Source organism: Pacificibacter marinus (assembly GCF_018860665.1).
In the GTDB taxonomy this organism is placed as follows: Bacteria; Pseudomonadota; Alphaproteobacteria; order Rhodobacterales; family Rhodobacteraceae; genus Celeribacter; species Celeribacter marinus_A.
This window is the reverse complement of the sequence record NZ_JAHKPK010000055.1, coordinates 57,546-74,176: the sequence shown is the minus strand read 5'-3', so window position 1 is coordinate 74,176 and position 16,631 is coordinate 57,546. Positions and strand designations below refer to the sequence as shown.

The following is a 16,631-nucleotide window of genomic DNA, read 5'->3' as shown; positions in this document are numbered from 1 at the left end:
GGCCGCGCTGAGGCCCCTTTTCTTTTTGAAGTCTCACGCTTTGCGACTTTAGACAAAGGCACTAACCTTTTATGCGCGTGCGACTGGCCTTTATTCGGAAAACGCGCTTTGAAACGCACGGATACGGGCCGCGTTCACGCCTTGGTCACTGCGCCCGACCCGCGACACGCCGCGCATATCCACACGCGCGGCATCGCCCTCAGGGGTGACAACCACAACGATGTCATCGGCAAAATAGAACACAGGCGTGCGGGCTGTTGCCTCAAAGCGCAAGCGCGCGTCATCTGAAGCGACAATATCCCAGCCCGTATCGGCAGCAACATCCAAAGCGCGCTCGAACGCCGCCTCAGGTGACAGATCCGTTAGAAGTGGTGCGATATCAGGGTAGCTTTTGGCCTGCGCCGCAGCAACATCTGCACCGCCATAGACAAGTGTATTGGACGCGCCCGCGCGGGTTTCATTGATCACCTCGAATTGCGGAACGTTCACCATATCTGTTGAAATATCATGGATCGGGGCGGCACGCACAGGTGGGTTGGCCAAAGCCAGCAGCCAAGGCGTCAAAGACGCGAGCCCGATCAGACAAATGACCCCACCAAGGCCCGCCTGTTTGCGTTCTGCACGCACGAGATGCACGAGCATGGCAAGCACGCCCGCTCCCAAAATAACAAAGCCGATCAGGTTGAAATAGGACCTATAAAGCTGGAAACCTTTGATCGGTTCCCACAGCCCAAAGCGCGCGCCAAAGAATATGGTCGCCATCAAGCTCAATCCCAGAACCGCAGTGATCACTGCAAGTATGACAAATCTTTTCATTTTTAAACTCTCTTGAAAATTTCACTCACAGCATAAACAGATGCAGGACACGGCCCACGTCATCACGCGCTTAGCCGCAACATCCAGTCGTGCAGCCCTGTGCGGCATGCGGTTTCAAATCCGCCTCAGTCACGTCAAATTCACCCGTCAAGGTTGGCAAAGGCACCTGCAAAGCGTCTGACAGCATATGCGCTGTGGCACCTGCCAAAGCTGCGCTTTTCGACGTCTCAAGTTTCGTCAACTGACGTTCCGTCATACCGATTTGCTTGGCCAATTTAGGGCGGCCAATTTTACGCGCCTTGCGGATAAGTTTAATGCGTCCCGTATCAATCGTAATATCTGTCATTAGAAATCTCCGTAAAAACTGTTCAAAGTGTTGCGCGCCATCGAACCTAGATTGCGCCGATAGAATTTAGCCCAAGGCCATCCGTCAAACCCATTTTGCCATGGGCGGTAAGGACATCAGCACGGCATTGGCATCATGACCTGTCTCAAGGCCAAATTTTGTGCCGCGGTCATAGACAAGATTGTATTCCGCATAGAGCCCACGATGCACCAATTGCGCGTCTTTGTCGGCCTCAGTCCAAGGCGTGTTGCGGCGCTTTTCGGTGGCCCCAAGAAAGGCTGGCAGAAAGGCACGCCCGACATCTTGGGTAAAGGCAAAGTCTTTTTCCCAATTTCCCGTGCAGTGGTCGTCAAAGAAAATGCCCCCCACGCCACGCGCGCGATTGCGGTGCGGGATATAGAAATACTCGTCCGCCCAATCTTTGAACTTGGGGTAATAGGACGCGTCGTGGCGGTCGCAATGTTCTTTTTGTACGGCGTGAAAGGCGGCAGTGTCTGCCTCATATTCAATGCAAGGATTCAGGTCTGACCCGCCGCCAAACCACCATACATGCGGCGTCCAAAACATCCGCGTGTTCATATGCACGGCAGGGCTGTGCGGGTTTTGCATATGCGCGACCAATGAAATGCCAGCCGCCCAAAAGCGTGGATCATCTTTCATACCCGGCAAACCTTTGCGCGCGGCCATAGCGTTTTGCGCCCGCGCGCCTAGCGTGCCGTAAACGGTGGAAATATTGACGCCAACCTTTTCAAACACACGGCCACCGCGCATGACAGACATCAATCCGCCGCCTGCGTCACTGCCGTCATCAGAGCTGCGCTTGGTCTCGCTCACTTCGAACCGGCCTGCGGGGTGATCTGCAAAAGGCCCCGTTGTTTGTGTGTCTTCCAAGGCTTCAAACGCACCGACGATGTCATCACGCAGGCTGCGAAACCAAGCAGAGGCGCGGGCTTTTTCGTCTTGTAGATCGTCGGTCATGAGGCGTCCTTATTCACAAATTTACGCCCATCTGTTAGCAGGATTACGCCGACACTGCCAAGAGCGCTTATGGCGCGGCAAATAAGCGCTATGATACCAACAACAGGAGTTTCACATGCGTCCACTTTTCGCCCTACCCGCCTTATTGCTGTTGGCTGCCTGCTCGGAACAGCAAATGTGTATTTCACGCGCGACGCAAGATTTGCGGGCTGTGCGCAGCTTTGTGAATGAAGCTGAGGGCAATCTGGCGCGCGGCTATGCTTTGGTCGAGACCGAAGTCGTCGACTATGAGCGCAAACAATGCGGCGAGACACCCAATGGTGACACCAAATATTGCAGGGTCGCCGTGAAAGATACCGTGATCAAACGCAAGTCCATCGACCTTGATGGCGAAGCCGCAAAACTTGCGGTTCTACGTCAGAAAGAAGCGGTCTTGGCCGCTAAAGCGGATGCTCAAGTGTTGGCCTGCCAACAGGCCTATCCTGATTAAAGCCGATTAATGCGCGGGTTTGCCGACGGGATCGACCAAGGTACGCCCGCCATCGACGGTCAAAATTTGACCTGTCATAAAACCAGAACCCTCAGAGGCAAGGTATTGAACTGTCTCTGCAACTTCTGTGGCGGATGCGATGCGCCCAAGCGGCGTTTTGTCGATGATTTCGTTGCGGAACTCTTCATGGGTCGCCAACATATCTTGCAAACTTGCACTCATCACCGACCCGAACGCCACAGCATTCACGCGAATGCCATGCGGCGCCATCGCCACCGCCATCGAACGGGTCATTTGATCTACCGCCGCACTTGAGATCGAAAACGCCATCATGGACGGATGGGTCCTGCGCGCGGCAATAGATGACAGATTCACGATTGATCCGACAGGCCCGTTCGGATTTTCATCACGCTTTGAATGTTCCCGCATCCACTTTGACACCTGCTGCGTCATGCGCAAGCTGGTCATCAAGTTTTGCTCAAGCAGGTATTCAACCATATCTTCTTTGGCGATTGTTGGATCACATGGCACCACTTGGCGCGAGGCGTTGATCAAAATATCGACACCATCAAAGGCATCGATGGTGGCGGATAACAGATTGGCGATGGTAAGCTTTTTACGCAAATCACCAGCAAAGTAACGTATAGATGACCCATCATCTATGCCAGCATCGCCAAATTCATCCGCCAGTTTGCTTTCATCCATATCCGCGCACATAACCTTCGCGCCTTGGGCCTCGAAATGACGTGCAATCGCTAGGCCAATGCCATTGGCGGCGCCGGTCACAATAGCGGTTTTTCCTGCGATCGAGAAGCTCATATCGAATCTCCAATTCTAGTATGCCAAGACTACGACATTCTTTTGCCGGTGCGAAGAGGCTTGGACGCCTGTAGAATTTTAAAGGCTGGCGTGCCGCCAATTTCAGCGACAAGCCCGAAATGTTCGCTCAATGTCGCCTCGTATGGCAGGTGGCGGTTGGCCACCATCCACAGATGCCCATGCGGGGCCAAACAGCGCGCAGCAGAGGCAATGAAAGCTTGTCCAAGCCCAGGGTCGGCGGCACGTGTGGTGTGAAATGGCGGGTTCATGATGATGCCATCATAGGCTGGTTTGGCTTCATGCGTTGTGACGTCTGCCCAATGAAACACAGCGCGGTCATCCGTGATATTGGCGCGGGCGCACTCCAATGCCGTGGCTTCAGCCTCAACAATATGCAGTTTTTTCACACCCTCAATCGCCAAGATATGGCGCGACAAGTACCCCCAGCCCGCCCCGAAATCGGCAATTTTTGACGGCAGCTTGTCTGGCAAAGCCGCGACCAACGCCGCAGAGGCTTTGTCCACACGATCCGCAGAAAACACGCCAAGTCGGGTTTCAAACCCATCGATGGCGTTCAACGCTCCGGGATCGGCCCAGTCGGTAAAGTCGCCGCCCTCAAACATAAAGGCTTTGCCATGCGCCTTTGACACAAGTGCAGTCACATCGGCGCGTTTGCGCACATCTTTAAGCAGGCTGTCGATGCCATCCGTCTTTTGCCCGTCAACCACAACACGCACAGAGCGCATGGCCGCATCCGCAATCAAAGCGCGGGCTTCGCGTTTGGCACGGGGCACAGCCACAATGGCCAGATCGAATGATCCCTCAGCCGCTGTACGGGTGTCATACCCAAGCGATTGAAAGGCGGCAAAGTCGGGTTTGAACCCTTGAACAATTTGCACGGATGCATCACCGAAACCACTGTAATCGGCATCGGAACGCGGGCGATAGACCACGACCCGATTGGGCTGGTCTTGTCCATCAAGGACGAGGGAAAGTCTTGGGGATACCATTGGCAGGGTCGGCGCGAACGCCTATTCCTTTTCCATTGTGCATTGCAGCGGGTGTTGGTGGCGACGGGCGAAATCCATCACTTGGGCCACCTTTGTCTCGGCAATTTCGAAGGCAAACACGCCCACGACGGCCAGACCTTTTTTGTGAACAGTCAACATAATCTCTGTCGCTTTAGCGCTGCCGATTCCGAAAAACCGTTCCAGCACCAGAATAACGAATTCCATCGGGGTGTAGTCGTCATTCAAAAGCATCACCTTATACATCGGCGGGCGTTGGGTTTTTGGCTTTGTTTTCAAGGCCAAGCCAAGGTCACCATCGTCAAAATGGTCGTCTTTGTCGGACATTTTATAAGGCAAGTGGATCACGCTGGGTGCTCCCATTCGGGTCAGTCGAAAAAATCAGTGTTCGGGCGCTTTATATAGACCCTTTTTCACACGAATAAAGGGGGTTATGCCCCTAGGGGTTCAGGAGAGGTATAAAATGCGCACCAAATTGTCGACAATTGCCTTCGATGCAGATGATACTTTGTGGGAAAATGAGGCCTTTTTCCGCATGACACAAGACCGGTTTGCCGAGCTTTTGGCACAATATACAGATGCAGACCATCTGGCAGATCGCCTCTTGGCGGCTGAGCGGCGCAACCTCGGCCACTACGGGTTTGGCATCAAAGGCTTTGTGCTGTCGATGATCGAAACCGCGATTGAAGTCACCGAAGAACGCGTGCCCGCCTCTGTGATCAAGGAACTGATCGCCGCAGGCCAAGACATGTTGCAGCACCCTATTCACTTGTTGGAAGGCGCTGCAGAAACCGTGGCGCAACTCGCGCAAACCCATGATATTTTGTTGATCACCAAAGGCGATCTGCTGGACCAAGAACGCAAACTGGCACAATCAGGTTTGGGCGAATTATTCGATGGTGTTGAAATCGTGTCGGCCAAGATTCCCAGCGTCTATGCGGATATTTTTACCGCCCGCGGCATCGCTGCTGATTCGGCGATGATGGTGGGGAATTCGATGAAATCCGATGTCATTGCCCCCATCGAGGCAGGCGCTTGGGGCGTTTTTGTCCCGCATAATATCACTTGGGCGATTGAGCATGCCGAGCCACCAACTGGGCACCCGAAGTACCGAAAATTGAACAGTTTGCGCGCCCTGCCCGCCTTGATTGATAATCTTTAAGGTCTTTCATGCACCGTTTCTTTCACCGTTTCCTTTTTACGACCAAATTTACGCTCAAAGTTTTACGCAGCCTTCAAAAAAGATATGTAGCGGACGGGCGCATTCACCATACAAGATATAGCGTTGCACCAATGCATCCCTTGAAACCCTTTGAAAATTGGGAGTTTTCTCATTTCAAACCCTGTGCTAGGCTGACCCAATAAGTCGGGCGAAACGATCCGATAAAATGAGGCAGATATATTATGGCAAGAGACGTGCAAGCACGCGTGAAAACGTGCGCCCGCTCCACGAGCATTTTTTCCGTGATGCTTATCGCTTTGATCTTGGGGCTTATCCCGATCAAGTCTGTAATGGCCGCAGAATATGCGGCGCTCGTCATGGATGCGCGCAACGGTAAAGTTCTTCATGCCAGTAATGCCGACACCCGATTGCATCCTGCCTCTTTAACCAAAATGATGACGCTCTACATCGCGTTTGAAGCGATTGAGAACGGTGAAATTTCACTAGACACCATGGTCACGATCTCGCGCCAGGCCGCCTCTGAGCCGCCTTCACGTTTGGGTCTCAAAGCGGGACAAAAAATCAAGCTGCGCTATTTGATCCGTGCAGCAGCCGTGAAATCCGCCAATGATGCTGCCACGGCCATCGGCGAAGCGATCGAAGGGTCCGAAGCGGCCTTTGCCCGCCGCATGAACCGCACAGCCAAGGCGCTTGGCATGTCACGCACCACCTTTAAAAACGCCCACGGATTGACTGAAAGTGGCCATCTGTCGACAGCCCGCGACATGACCGTTTTAGGGCGTCATGTGTTTTACGACTACCCTGACTATTATAACCTCTTTTCGCGCAAAACAGCTGATGCAGGCGTGCGCACCGTCACCCATACCAACTCGCGCTTCCTGAACAGCTATAAAGGTGCGGACGGGATCAAAACAGGATACACCTCTGCTGCTGGTTTTAACCTTGTCGCCTCAGCTCAACACGGCCAAGAGCGCATCATCACCACGGTCTTTGGCGGGCGTTCCACCATCACCCGAAATGCACGGGTGACTGAATTGATGGATCTAGGGTTCAAACGCGCAGGCACCAATGTGGCCGTGCACAAACCCCAACGCCCGCCCTATATGGGCAAGGCGTCCACGGGGGCTGTTATGGTCGCGGATTCGGGCCGCACACCAAACACAGCATCAAAAATTGTACGCGCGCGCATCACCATGGCCTCAAGCCCCTTGCCACAAATGCGCCCCTTGCGCGCACTCGCGCCAGAACAAGAGAACCTGTTGCTGGCCATGTCTGACGATATTTTCGATGTGGTCGCCGAAGCCAATCAAGCGGATGCGGTTCTGGCAGCGGCAGATGCAGCGACAAGCATTGCTACGGATTTGATGCAAGACGCCGCCGTAACGCCTGATGTCGTGGCCCCCAGCGGTATGGCCGCATATCGACCGAAAGCGCGCCCAAACACGCTGCAATTGGCCTCAATCGAACCTGTGTCGGCGCCGGTCACCCCAGCATTTGTCAGCACAACACCTGAAGTCGTCACGCGGATATCCACATCGGGCAGTCGTCATTGGGGCGTGAATATTGGCACCTATGGGTCGGAATATGAGGCACGTAAAGTCCTGTTGAAAACAGCCTTATCGGAGCTTGAAAACCTCGATGGTGCCTTGCGTAAAGTCACCCGCAGCAAAGGCGGCTATGACGCGAATTTCTTAGGCCTGTCCCAAGAGGTCGCGGCACTGACTTGTCGCAAACTGGAGGCGCGCGGCAACACCTGTGCAACGATGGGCCCATCGTCCTAAGACGTCGCCTTCCCCAGAACATTTCGAGATATAGATAAGGGCGCAGAGGTTTTAAACCTCTGCGCCCTCTTTCACAGCCAAATCAAAAGCCGCCGCGATCAAGGCTTGGGTATAGGGCTCAGCTGGCGCGTCAAAAATTTGCGCGGCCTCCCCTGCCTCAACAATATCGCCACGTTTCATCACGATCACTTTGTGACTGAGTGCGCGCACAACCTTTAGATCATGTGAGATAAACAGATAGGCCAGCTTGTGTTTCACTTGCAAAGCACGCAAAAGCGCGACGATCTGCACTTGAACCGTTTTGTCTAATGCAGAGGTCGGCTCGTCCAACACCAATAGCTTAGGGCGCAACACCATGGCGCGCGCGATGGCGATCCGTTGGCGTTGCCCGCCTGAGAACTCATGCGGATACCGATTGCGGGTGTCGGGATCGATGCCGACCTCGGTCATGATCTCGATCACAGCGGCCTCGGCCGAAGGGTATTCGCCCAAGCCATGCACGCTCAGACCCTCGGCGATAATTTCAGCCACGGTCATGCGTGGCGACAAAGATCCGAAGGGGTCTTGAAACACGATCTGCATGTCTGCACGCAAAGGCCGCACCTGTTTTTGCGACCAGCCTTGGATGTCTTTTCCAAGCACCACAATCGGCCCGTCAGCGTCGACCAAGCGCATCATCGCCAGCGCCAGCGTGGTTTTGCCTGATCCGCTTTCGCCAACCACACCAACAGTTTCGCCAGCGCGTATAGAGAATTCCGCGGCATTCACCGCTTTGACATAGCCAACCGTGCGTCGCATCAGCCCGCGTTGAATGGGGAACCACACGCGCAGGTCCTTGGTCTCGGTGATCACTGGTGCATCGTCAGGTACAGGCGCGGGATAGCCCACGGTTTCAGCGTCCAGCAGCATTTTGGTGTAGGAGTGTTGCGGCGCATCAAAGATGTCTTTGGTCACGCCCGCTTCAACAATTTCGCCATTTTTCATCACGCAGACGCGGTCGGCCAATTTGCGCACGATTCCAAGGTCATGGGTGATAAATAACATCGACATGCTCATAGAGGCCTGCAAGTCGCGCAATAGCGTCAAAACCTGCGCTTGGATGGTCACATCCAAAGCCGTCGTGGGTTCGTCGGCGATCAATAGATCAGGCCCGTTGGCAAGCGCCATGGCGATCATCACGCGCTGACGCTGCCCGCCAGACAGTTGATGCGGATAGTCTTTAAGACGCCCTTCGGGTTCATGAATGCCCACTTGGGTTAGCAATTCGATGACGCGATTTTGCGCCTCTTGGCCACGCAGACCTTGGTGAACCAGCAAAATCTCAGCCAGTTGTTTTTCGATGGTGTGCAACGGGTTAAGCGAGGTCATCGGCTCTTGAAAGATAAAGCTAATGTCATTGCCGCGCAGTTTGCGCAAATCAGCCTCGGGCGCACCGCACAACTCTTGCCCATTGTACTTGATTGAGCCGTTTATCACAGCACTGTCGGGCAGCAAGCTGACAGAAGACAAAGCGGTGACAGATTTCCCTGATCCAGATTCCCCGACCAAAGCAACGGTTTCGCCTTTTTTCACATCGAATGACACGCCTTTCACAGCAGGGCTTAATCCGCCATCTTGCTTGAACGACACATGCAGATTTTCAAACGACAACAGGCTCATTGGAAGGTCTTTCTGGGATCAAATGCGTCGCGGATGCCTTCAAAGATAAAGACCAGCAACGACAGCATAACCGCGTAGGTGAAAAAGGCGGTAAAGCCCAACCACGGGGCTTGCAGGTTCTGTTTGGCTTGCGCGGTCATTTCGCCCAAAGACGGCAATGATGTGGGCAGACCAAAGCCCAAGAAATCGAGGCTGGCCAGCGTGCCGATGGCCCCTGTCATGATGAACGGCAACATGGTGACGGTGGCGACCATGGCGTTTGGCAACATATGGCGGAACATGATGGTCCAATTCGAGACACCCAGCGCCCGCGCCGCACGAATATATTCGAAATTGCGCGCCCGCAAAAATTCAGCGCGCACCACGCCCGTCAAAGCTGGCCAACCAAACAGGATGGTCACGAACACGAGCAACCAAAACGATCTGCCCAAAATGGCAAAGACGATGATGATCACGTAAAGCTGCGGGGTTGAGCTCCAGATTTCCAACACACGTTGAAAAATCAAATCGACACGTCCGCCGAAATAGCCCTGAATGGCCCCTGCGACGATGCCGATGGCAGAGGACACCGCGGTCACAGCCAGCGCGAACAGGATCGAAATGCGGAACCCATAAATCACCCGCGCGGTGACATCGCGTTTGGTGTCATCAGTGCCAAGCCAGTTTTGCATGGTGGGCGGAGACGGAGCAGCGCCCGGTCCCTCGACTTGGGTGTTGAAGGAATAGGGAATGATCGGCCAGATCATCCAGCCTTTTTCAATCGGCGCGCCGTCGACCACGCCGTCTTGTGCATCCGCAATCAGCCCTTCGGGGTCGTCAAAGCAGTCCACCAGCCCGCCGGTTGTGATCAGGCATTCGACTTCGGCGTAGCGGTATACAGCCTCGGTGCGAAAATCACCGCCAAATTCGGTTTCAGGATAGAAGTTGAAAATCGGCGTGTAATAGCTGCCGCGATATTGCACCAAGATAGGTTTGTCGTTGGCGATAAATTCGGCGAACAGCGATAAGACAAACAGTCCGGTGAAAATCCAAAGAGACCACAAAGCACGGCGGTTGGATTTGAAATTGCGCCAGCGGCGCTGGTTGAGCGGAGACAGTCTCATGAATCCCTCTTTTCAAAATCGATACGCGGATCAATAAAAATATACATCAGATCAGACAGAATCCCGACGATCAGGCCAATGAGACCAAAGAAAAACATCGTGCCAAAGATCACGGGATAATCGCGTCTGAGCACGGCTTCAAACCCCAAACGACCGATGCCATCAAGCGAAAATATAGTCTCGATAATCAACGAGCCAGAGAAGAACACACCCAAGAACAACGCCGGAAACCCTGAGATCACGATCAACATCGCGTTGCGAAACACATGGCCGTACATCACGCGATTCTCGGATAGGCCTTTGGCGCGGGCCGTGACCACATATTGTTTACGGATTTCGTCCAAGAAAGAGTTCTTGGTCAAAAGCGTCAGCGTTGCGAAAGACGAGATCAGCATCGCCAAGACCGGCAAGGTGATGTGCCACGCGTAATCGACCACTTTGCCCCATAACGTCAGCTCGTCAAAATTTGCCGAGGTCAACCCGCGCAAAGGAAAGATTTGCCAATAGGACCCACCCGCAAAGACGACGACCAGCATGATGGCGAACAAAAAGCTGGGGATTGCATAGGCGACAATGATGATGGCTGAGGTCCACGTATCGAACCTTGATCCGTCTTTCACTGCTTTGCGAATGCCCAAAGGGATCGAGATCAGATAGGAAATCAAGGTCGCCCAAAGGCCCAGCGAGATAGACACAGGCAGTCGGTCCCAGACCAGATCCAGCACGCCTTCGGATTTGAAATAGCTTTCGCCAAAGTCAAACCGCACATAGTTCCACATCATGTGCAGGAATTGTTCAAGCGGTGGTTTATCCAGCCCAAATTGCACTTCAAGTTCTTTGATGAACTCAGGCGGCAGGCCCCGTGCGCCAATGTATTCAGAGGTGGACGCGCCACCTTGAATTTCAACCCCAGCGGCATCGCCACCACCGCCATTGATCGAAGCAAAGACATCGCCTTCACCATTGATTTCGGCCAAGACCTGTTCAATCGGTCCGCCGGGCACAAATTGGGTCAGCGTGAAATTGACGATCATAATGCCCAACAGCGTTGGTATGACCAGCAAAAGCCGCCGAAGAATATAGGCTCCCATGTTTCAGAGGTCCTTCCACCTGTTCTCGTCTCGGGGCTTGGTTGCCCCTGTTTTTCTATCTGCTACTTGATCGCGCCAGCCGCTTTGAGCGTCTCGGCTTTATCTGCATTCACCCACCACGTATCCAAAACACCACTGCCAAGCGGTGGCAATTGATCGACCGGTGGATGTTCATACATATCGTAGTAAGAGACCCAAGCCGTATCATTCATATGCGCCAACACAATAAAATACTCGTCGCGCAAAATACGGTCTGCTGCGCGCAGGGTCGATTGCATATCTTCAAAACTTTTGGCCTCAAGCAGAATGTCGCCAATCTCGTCGATGGCCTCGCTACAATACCCCGCAGGGTTAAAGATGTCGTTGCGATCTTCGCAGCTGTATTTTTGCGAAAAGTCTGTGTCCTCTTCAAAGGAACTAACATAGCCGCTGTAGATGATATCGTAGTCGAAGCTTTGCGAACGCGCTTGATATTCGTTCGGATCGACGCGGTTGTAGGTCACGTCAACGCCCAGCGCGAGCAGGTTTTCAACGTAAGGATTGATGATGCGATCCCAAGACGCGAGATAGTGCAAGATCTCAACTTTCAATGTTTCCCCTGCGGCATTGCGCAGCTTGCCGTCATCGCCGGGCGTCCAACCTGCTTCAGCCATCAACCCCAGCGCTTTGCGCAGGTTGCCGCGATCCATCAGGCGTTCACCAGAGGTATGTGGCATACGCGGTTCTTCGGTGAAAATCTCTTCGGGCAGATGATCTCGCACCCGTTCGAGCACTTCCAACTCTTTGCCTGTGGGCAGACCTTCGGCTTGATACCCCGGCGCATTCCAAAAGGCTTCACGCTGCGAAAACAACCCGTATTGCAAAACGCCGTTGGTCCAAGTGAAATTATACATCAGACCGATGGCTTCGCGCACGCGTTTGTCTTGGAACTTATCTTGACGCAGATTGAACAAAAACCCCACAGGGCCACGCATCGTGCCGCTGGGCAGGGTTTCTTTAACCACAAAGCCGTTTTCAATCGCGGGAAAATCATAACCTGTCGCCCATGTCAGCGATGAGTTTTCAGCGCGATATGTGGTTTCGCCAGATTTAAACGATTCAAATTCTGATGTGGAATCGCCAAAGTATTCGATGCGCACCGTATCCACATTGCCGCGCCCCAACATAAGCGGATGGGTATCGCCCCAATAGTCAGGATTGCGTTTGTATTCGACCCATTTGCCCATATCATAATCGGCCAGAACATATTCACCAGTGCCCGGTGATACATCGACACGTTTTTCGTCAAGCTTCGCCCCTGTTTTCTCGAACCAGGCCTTGCTCATCACTGTCGTCGCACCAGCTTGACCGATCAAACCTTTGCGCGGCGCGTCCGGATTGAATGTGAATTTGACAGTGTACGGGTCCAGCACTTCAACCTTTTCGATCATCTGGCTGACGCCTGCGCGCCAAGACAATGTGCCTTCAGCGATGAATTTGTTGTGGGTAAAGGCAACATCTTCGGCCGTCATCGGCGTGCCGTCAGAAAATGTAACATCTTGGCGTAGGTGAAAAATCACCCAATCTTGAGATTCAGGATATTCGATCGTTTCGCACAGAAAACAATAAGAACTGGACTGAAACTCGTCAGCGACACGTGGGCTTGAGGATGCGCCATTGCTGGCCATCAAACGTTCATAGCCAATCGATGACAAGGCGGCAGGCGTGCCAGACAGGGTTGAATAGGGATTGAAGCTGTCGAAATCCCCCACTGTGCCTTGCACCACCCGCCCACCTTTGGGCGCATCAGGGTTCACAAAATCCAAGTGGTCGAAAGGTTCTGAATATTTAGCTGTGCCCCAATCAGAAAACCACGTTGCCACCACCGTGTCGCCATCTGCTGCTTGAGCAGCCCCAGCGCTGCTGATCGCCAAAGACGACAAGGCCGCCAAAAGATATGAACGGTGAGACAGGTGAAACATACAGAACCTCCGTTGGGATATGAGCTTAAATACTCTTATCCACAATCTGATCTGTATTTGCACGGGTTCCAACCGCGAAGTTGCACAACTGTGAATAAACCGTGACGAAATGTGAATGGCGGCGCCAGAAAAGCCAGCCCCAGCATGAGCACACCGACTTTAGCGCAAAAGAAAACCCCACCGGAAAAACCGATGGGGTTTGAAATCTCATGGTCATGAGGCTCAGCCTCAATCGCTAGTCTTAGTTGCTCAAGGACTGCAAGTAGGCAATCACATCTGCGCGCTCGTCGATTTTCTTGAAACCAGCGAATGTCATTTTTGTACCTGGTGCAAAGCCTTTTGGTTTTTCCAAGAAGTGGTTCAGCGCGTCTGCAGTCCAATTGCCTTCAAGTTCGGTCAAGATACCAGAGTAACCAAAGCCAGCAACGGAACCGATGTCACGATCAAAAGAGCCATCAAGATGCGGGCCGGTTTTGTCTGCGCCATTGACAGTGTGACATGCCGCACATTTTTTACCGAAAATGCTTTCGCCAGAGGCAGGATCAGCCGCAGCCAAGATCGGACCAAAGTCGACTTCAACAACTTCTTCTGGCTCAGCACCAGCGTCATCGACTTCAATCACATAGGCTTGCGCGTGATCGCCGTGACCACCGCCTGTGTGGTAAAGCGATTCTGCAGCCCAAGCGCCGAAGAGAAAGAACAAGAATGTGCCGCAAAGAGCTGCAACAGCTTTGGTAAGGGTCATAGTGTCGAACATGTCGCGTTCCGTATATGTGCATCTGTTGAAGGGTATCTACCCGTTTCCATCGGTGCATTTCAAGGTATAAGACCCGCGACCAAACGACTTACTTCAGAAACTTCGCTAAAATGGGGGCGCAGATGGCCGCACGTATCGCTTTTCAAGGAGAACTGGGTGCTTATTCGCATCAGGCCTGTGTCGAGACTTGCCCTGATTTTGACCCGCTCCCCTGCCCCACATTCGAAGATGCACTGGAAGCCGTGCGGTCTGGCACTGCTGATTTGGGTATGATCGCAGTTGAAAATTCGACTTATGGCCGCGTGCAGGATGTCTATCATTTGCTGCCACAGGCTGGTTTGCACATCGTTCAAGAAACATTCGTGCGCGTGCATGTCAATCTTTTGGGCCTGCCCGGTGCCGCTTTGGCTGACATCACCCACGCCCATGGGCATCCGGTGATTCTGCCGCAATGTGGAAAATTCTTGCACGACAATGAAATCAAAGGTGTGACCAGTTCTGACAACGCCCGCGCCGCGCGCGATGTGGCCGCAGGTGGTGACAAAACCCAAGCTGCCCTTGCCTCGGAACTGGCAGCAAAACTCTACGGGCTTGAGGTCATCGCGCCCCAAATCGAAGATCATAAGCTGAACACCACGCGATTCTTGGTCATGGCCCGCGATGCCGATCACACACGTCGCGCAGATAAGATGGTCACAGCCTTTATGTTCCGCGTTCGCAACATCCCTGCCGCCCTATACAAAGCGATGGGGGGATTCGCGACCAATGGCGTCAACATGACCAAGCTGGAAAGCTATATGGTGGATGGCGTGTTCACCGCGACGCAGTTTTATGCGGATATCGAAGGCCACCCAGACGATGCAAACGTCAAACTGGCGATGGATGAACTTGGCTATTTCACCGAAATGGTGGAAATTTTGGGCGTTTATCCCGCTGATCCGCGCCGGTCGTAGCTCTCTGTCACAAACATTCTGATTTAAACAGTAAAACGCGCCCGAACTGGCGCGTTTTGACGGGGACGATTTTGCATCTCAAATCGTAAGTCTTTGGACTTAACTGCGCGCTTGCAATTCATAGCGGTCAGAAATGCCCTCGCAATACGCACTGACACGTCGATCAAAACGACGCTGCAAAGAGGCTTTCGCGAATTTTACAGATTGTACAAGAATACGCGCGGACAGTGTTTGCGGACGCACCTCATACCCAAGCGTGACACGGGTGCGCTTGGGCGACAAAGGCACCAACTCAATGTTCAAGGTCATATCAAGCCCGCCAGATTTGGCATCGGCAACAAAAGAGTTGGGCGAATCAAATTCGGACACATGCGCGTCGACATCGCGCAATTTGCCGCGAAACGGCGCCTGCACAGTCCAAGCCGCACCAACCCCACGCGGTTGATTGGGGTTTTTACGTCGCACCTCAATGCCGCGTCGCATGGCCTGCCGTTCGAGCCCATCAAAATCGGTGATTTGATCAAAAACATAATCTGCTGGTGCTTCAATGTCTTGTCGGGTCGAAAATTTCATGCCGGTCCACCTGTCTCGCTTTATTCAAGTGTTATCGGCCCAAATCTATTCATCCGCAAGCCACTTAGTCAGTAGAAAGTGCGCTATCGCACCTTCTCGAGCTGGCAAAATATCTGGATGCGTGCCTGCCATGACCTCTGCGCACTCTTCTTTGGTCAACCAGAGCGCATCTTCCAGCTCATTTTCGTCAATTGTAATGTCACGCGATAAAGCTGTACCGCGACACCCGATCATCAAGGACGCAGGGAAAGGCCAAGGTTGACTGGCCATGTAAGACACATCCCCGACGGGGATACCGGCTTCCTCCATCACTTCGCGGCGCACAGCGGCCTCAATCGGCTCGCCCGGCTCAACAAAACCAGCCAACAACGAATACATCCCTGGCGTGAAATGCGGGCTACGCCCCAAAAGCACTGAGTTGCCATGAGTGATCAGCATAATCACAACAGGATCGGTGCGGGGAAAATGCGATGTGCCGCAAGCCCCACAGCTGCGCTGCCAACCGCCAACCGCCACGTCACTTTGTTTCCCGCAAGCTGCACAAAATTTATGCGATTTATGCCACCCCAATATCGCCCGCGCGGTCGAAGCAATTTCAGCCTCAAGCGGACTTAAATCCGTCATCAGTGTTTTCAAATCCCGAAAGCTGGCGCGGGGCAAGCTATCGTGGCGCTGCTCAGATGTGTCGAACAGCCCCTCTGGCGTCACTGCGCCATCCTTCATCTCAGCCGTAGACACATCGACCGCAAACAAAGGCGCGCCTGAATCATCAAGCCCCAAGAACACCGTGACGCCCGCAAATTTAAGCAAAGGATGCCCTTGCGGCACCATCATCAAACCGCCCGCGTCATCGATCAAAGGCTTAAAAGTCCAAAGCGGCAAAAAACGCGCTTCAGGGGATGTTTGCAAGACATCTGCGGTCTTTCGAAGGTCGTCTCTGCGATGCAAAAGCCCGGCTGAAAAGGTCACTGTGTCTGTCATCATCATTTTCGCCTTTATGGTCCGCCACGGCAATTTGGCGACATTTCAATATCTTACGTACATTAATCGTTGCGCATAGGTAACACTCGAATCACAATACAACCAAAAGTTG

General features: G+C 53.3%; 17 protein-coding genes. 4 read left to right on the top strand and 13 right to left on the bottom strand.

The features are described 5' to 3' along the window. Nucleotides 1-90: 90 nt before the first annotated feature. The 3 genes from KO497_RS14300 to hemF all read right to left on the bottom strand — a co-directional run bounded on the left by KO497_RS14300 (nt 91) and on the right by hemF (nt 2,140). Nucleotides 91-816, bottom strand: a complete 726-nt coding sequence (locus tag KO497_RS14300) for a DUF1499 domain-containing protein (RefSeq protein WP_215944626.1) — start codon at nt 814-816, stop codon at nt 91-93. 70 nt (nt 817-886) lie between these two features. Beyond that, nucleotides 887-1,162, bottom strand: coding sequence for a helix-turn-helix domain-containing protein (locus KO497_RS14295; protein ID WP_215944625.1), 276 nt, complete (start codon nt 1,160-1,162; stop codon nt 887-889). Between the two features lie 84 nt (nt 1,163-1,246). Beyond that, the gene (gene hemF, locus KO497_RS14290) at nt 1,247-2,140 is read right to left on the bottom strand and encodes an oxygen-dependent coproporphyrinogen oxidase (protein ID WP_215944624.1); all 894 of its coding nucleotides are present in this window, start codon (nt 2,138-2,140) and stop codon (nt 1,247-1,249) included. A 115-nt stretch (nt 2,141-2,255) separates the two neighbouring features. On the opposite strand from hemF, the gene KO497_RS14285 reads away from it, so the two are divergent. After that, a complete protein-coding gene (locus tag KO497_RS14285; protein WP_215944623.1) occupies nt 2,256-2,630 on the top strand; it encodes a hypothetical protein in 375 nt (124 codons plus the stop codon). A gap of 6 nt (nt 2,631-2,636) precedes the next feature. Here the strand turns inward: KO497_RS14285 and KO497_RS14280 are convergent, their stop codons facing one another. From KO497_RS14280 to clpS, 3 genes are read right to left on the bottom strand one after another with little or no spacing between them, the layout of a single operon-like run. Further along, the gene (locus tag KO497_RS14280; protein WP_215944622.1) at nt 2,637-3,449 is read right to left on the bottom strand and encodes an SDR family NAD(P)-dependent oxidoreductase; all 813 of its coding nucleotides are present in this window, start codon (nt 3,447-3,449) and stop codon (nt 2,637-2,639) included. A 29-nt stretch (nt 3,450-3,478) separates the two neighbouring features. After that, the gene (locus tag KO497_RS14275; RefSeq protein WP_215944621.1) at nt 3,479-4,459 is read right to left on the bottom strand and encodes a class I SAM-dependent methyltransferase; all 981 of its coding nucleotides are present in this window, start codon (nt 4,457-4,459) and stop codon (nt 3,479-3,481) included. Between the two features lie 21 nt (nt 4,460-4,480). After that, nucleotides 4,481-4,804, bottom strand: coding sequence for an ATP-dependent Clp protease adapter ClpS (gene clpS, locus KO497_RS14270; RefSeq protein ID WP_215944841.1), 324 nt, complete (start codon nt 4,802-4,804; stop codon nt 4,481-4,483). A gap of 136 nt (nt 4,805-4,940) precedes the next feature. Here clpS and KO497_RS14265 point away from each other — a divergent pair, with 136 nt between their 5' ends. Both KO497_RS14265 and KO497_RS14260 read left to right on the top strand, forming a co-directional pair. Then, nucleotides 4,941-5,639 carry an HAD family hydrolase gene (locus KO497_RS14265; protein ID WP_215944620.1) on the top strand — a complete coding sequence of 233 codons (699 nt, stop codon included), beginning with the start codon at nt 4,941-4,943 and terminating at the stop codon, nt 5,637-5,639. A 305-nt stretch (nt 5,640-5,944) separates the two neighbouring features. Next, a complete protein-coding gene (locus tag KO497_RS14260) occupies nt 5,945-7,441 on the top strand; it encodes a D-alanyl-D-alanine carboxypeptidase family protein (RefSeq protein WP_252729719.1) in 1,497 nt (498 codons plus the stop codon). A gap of 51 nt (nt 7,442-7,492) precedes the next feature. Here the strand turns inward: KO497_RS14260 and KO497_RS14255 are convergent, their stop codons facing one another. The 5 genes from KO497_RS14255 to KO497_RS14235 all read right to left on the bottom strand — a co-directional run bounded on the left by KO497_RS14255 (nt 7,493) and on the right by KO497_RS14235 (nt 14,012). Further along, entirely contained in the window at nt 7,493-9,100 is a 1,608-nt protein-coding gene (locus KO497_RS14255) for an ABC transporter ATP-binding protein (RefSeq protein ID WP_215944618.1), read from the bottom strand. Then, the gene (locus KO497_RS14250) at nt 9,097-10,203 is read right to left on the bottom strand and encodes an ABC transporter permease (RefSeq protein ID WP_215944617.1); all 1,107 of its coding nucleotides are present in this window, start codon (nt 10,201-10,203) and stop codon (nt 9,097-9,099) included. The genes KO497_RS14255 and KO497_RS14250 overlap by 4 nt, the downstream gene beginning before the upstream one ends. Then, on the bottom strand, nt 10,200-11,294 hold the full coding sequence (locus KO497_RS14245) for a microcin C ABC transporter permease YejB (protein ID WP_215944616.1): 1,095 nt from the start codon (nt 11,292-11,294) through the stop codon (nt 10,200-10,202). The genes KO497_RS14250 and KO497_RS14245 overlap by 4 nt, the downstream gene beginning before the upstream one ends. Nucleotides 11,295-11,356: 62 nt before the next feature. Beyond that, nucleotides 11,357-13,255: an extracellular solute-binding protein gene (locus KO497_RS14240; RefSeq protein ID WP_215944615.1), complete on the bottom strand. Its 1,899-nt coding sequence runs from the start codon at nt 13,253-13,255 to the stop codon at nt 11,357-11,359. Nucleotides 13,256-13,496: 241 nt separating this feature from the next. Beyond that, on the bottom strand, nt 13,497-14,012 hold the full coding sequence (locus KO497_RS14235; RefSeq protein ID WP_215944614.1) for a c-type cytochrome: 516 nt from the start codon (nt 14,010-14,012) through the stop codon (nt 13,497-13,499). Nucleotides 14,013-14,134: 122 nt separating this feature from the next. Here KO497_RS14235 and KO497_RS14230 point away from each other — a divergent pair, with 122 nt between their 5' ends. Further along, complete coding sequence (locus KO497_RS14230; RefSeq protein WP_215944613.1) at nt 14,135-14,965, top strand: prephenate dehydratase; 831 nt, start codon at nt 14,135-14,137, stop codon at nt 14,963-14,965. Nucleotides 14,966-15,064: 99 nt separating this feature from the next. Here the strand turns inward: KO497_RS14230 and KO497_RS14225 are convergent, their stop codons facing one another. Then, nucleotides 15,065-15,538, bottom strand: coding sequence for an SRPBCC family protein (locus KO497_RS14225; protein WP_215944612.1), 474 nt, complete (start codon nt 15,536-15,538; stop codon nt 15,065-15,067). Between the two features lie 45 nt (nt 15,539-15,583). Then, complete coding sequence (nudC, locus tag KO497_RS14220; RefSeq protein WP_215944611.1) at nt 15,584-16,525, bottom strand: NAD(+) diphosphatase; 942 nt, start codon at nt 16,523-16,525, stop codon at nt 15,584-15,586. Between the last annotated feature and the right edge of the window lie 106 nt (nt 16,526-16,631).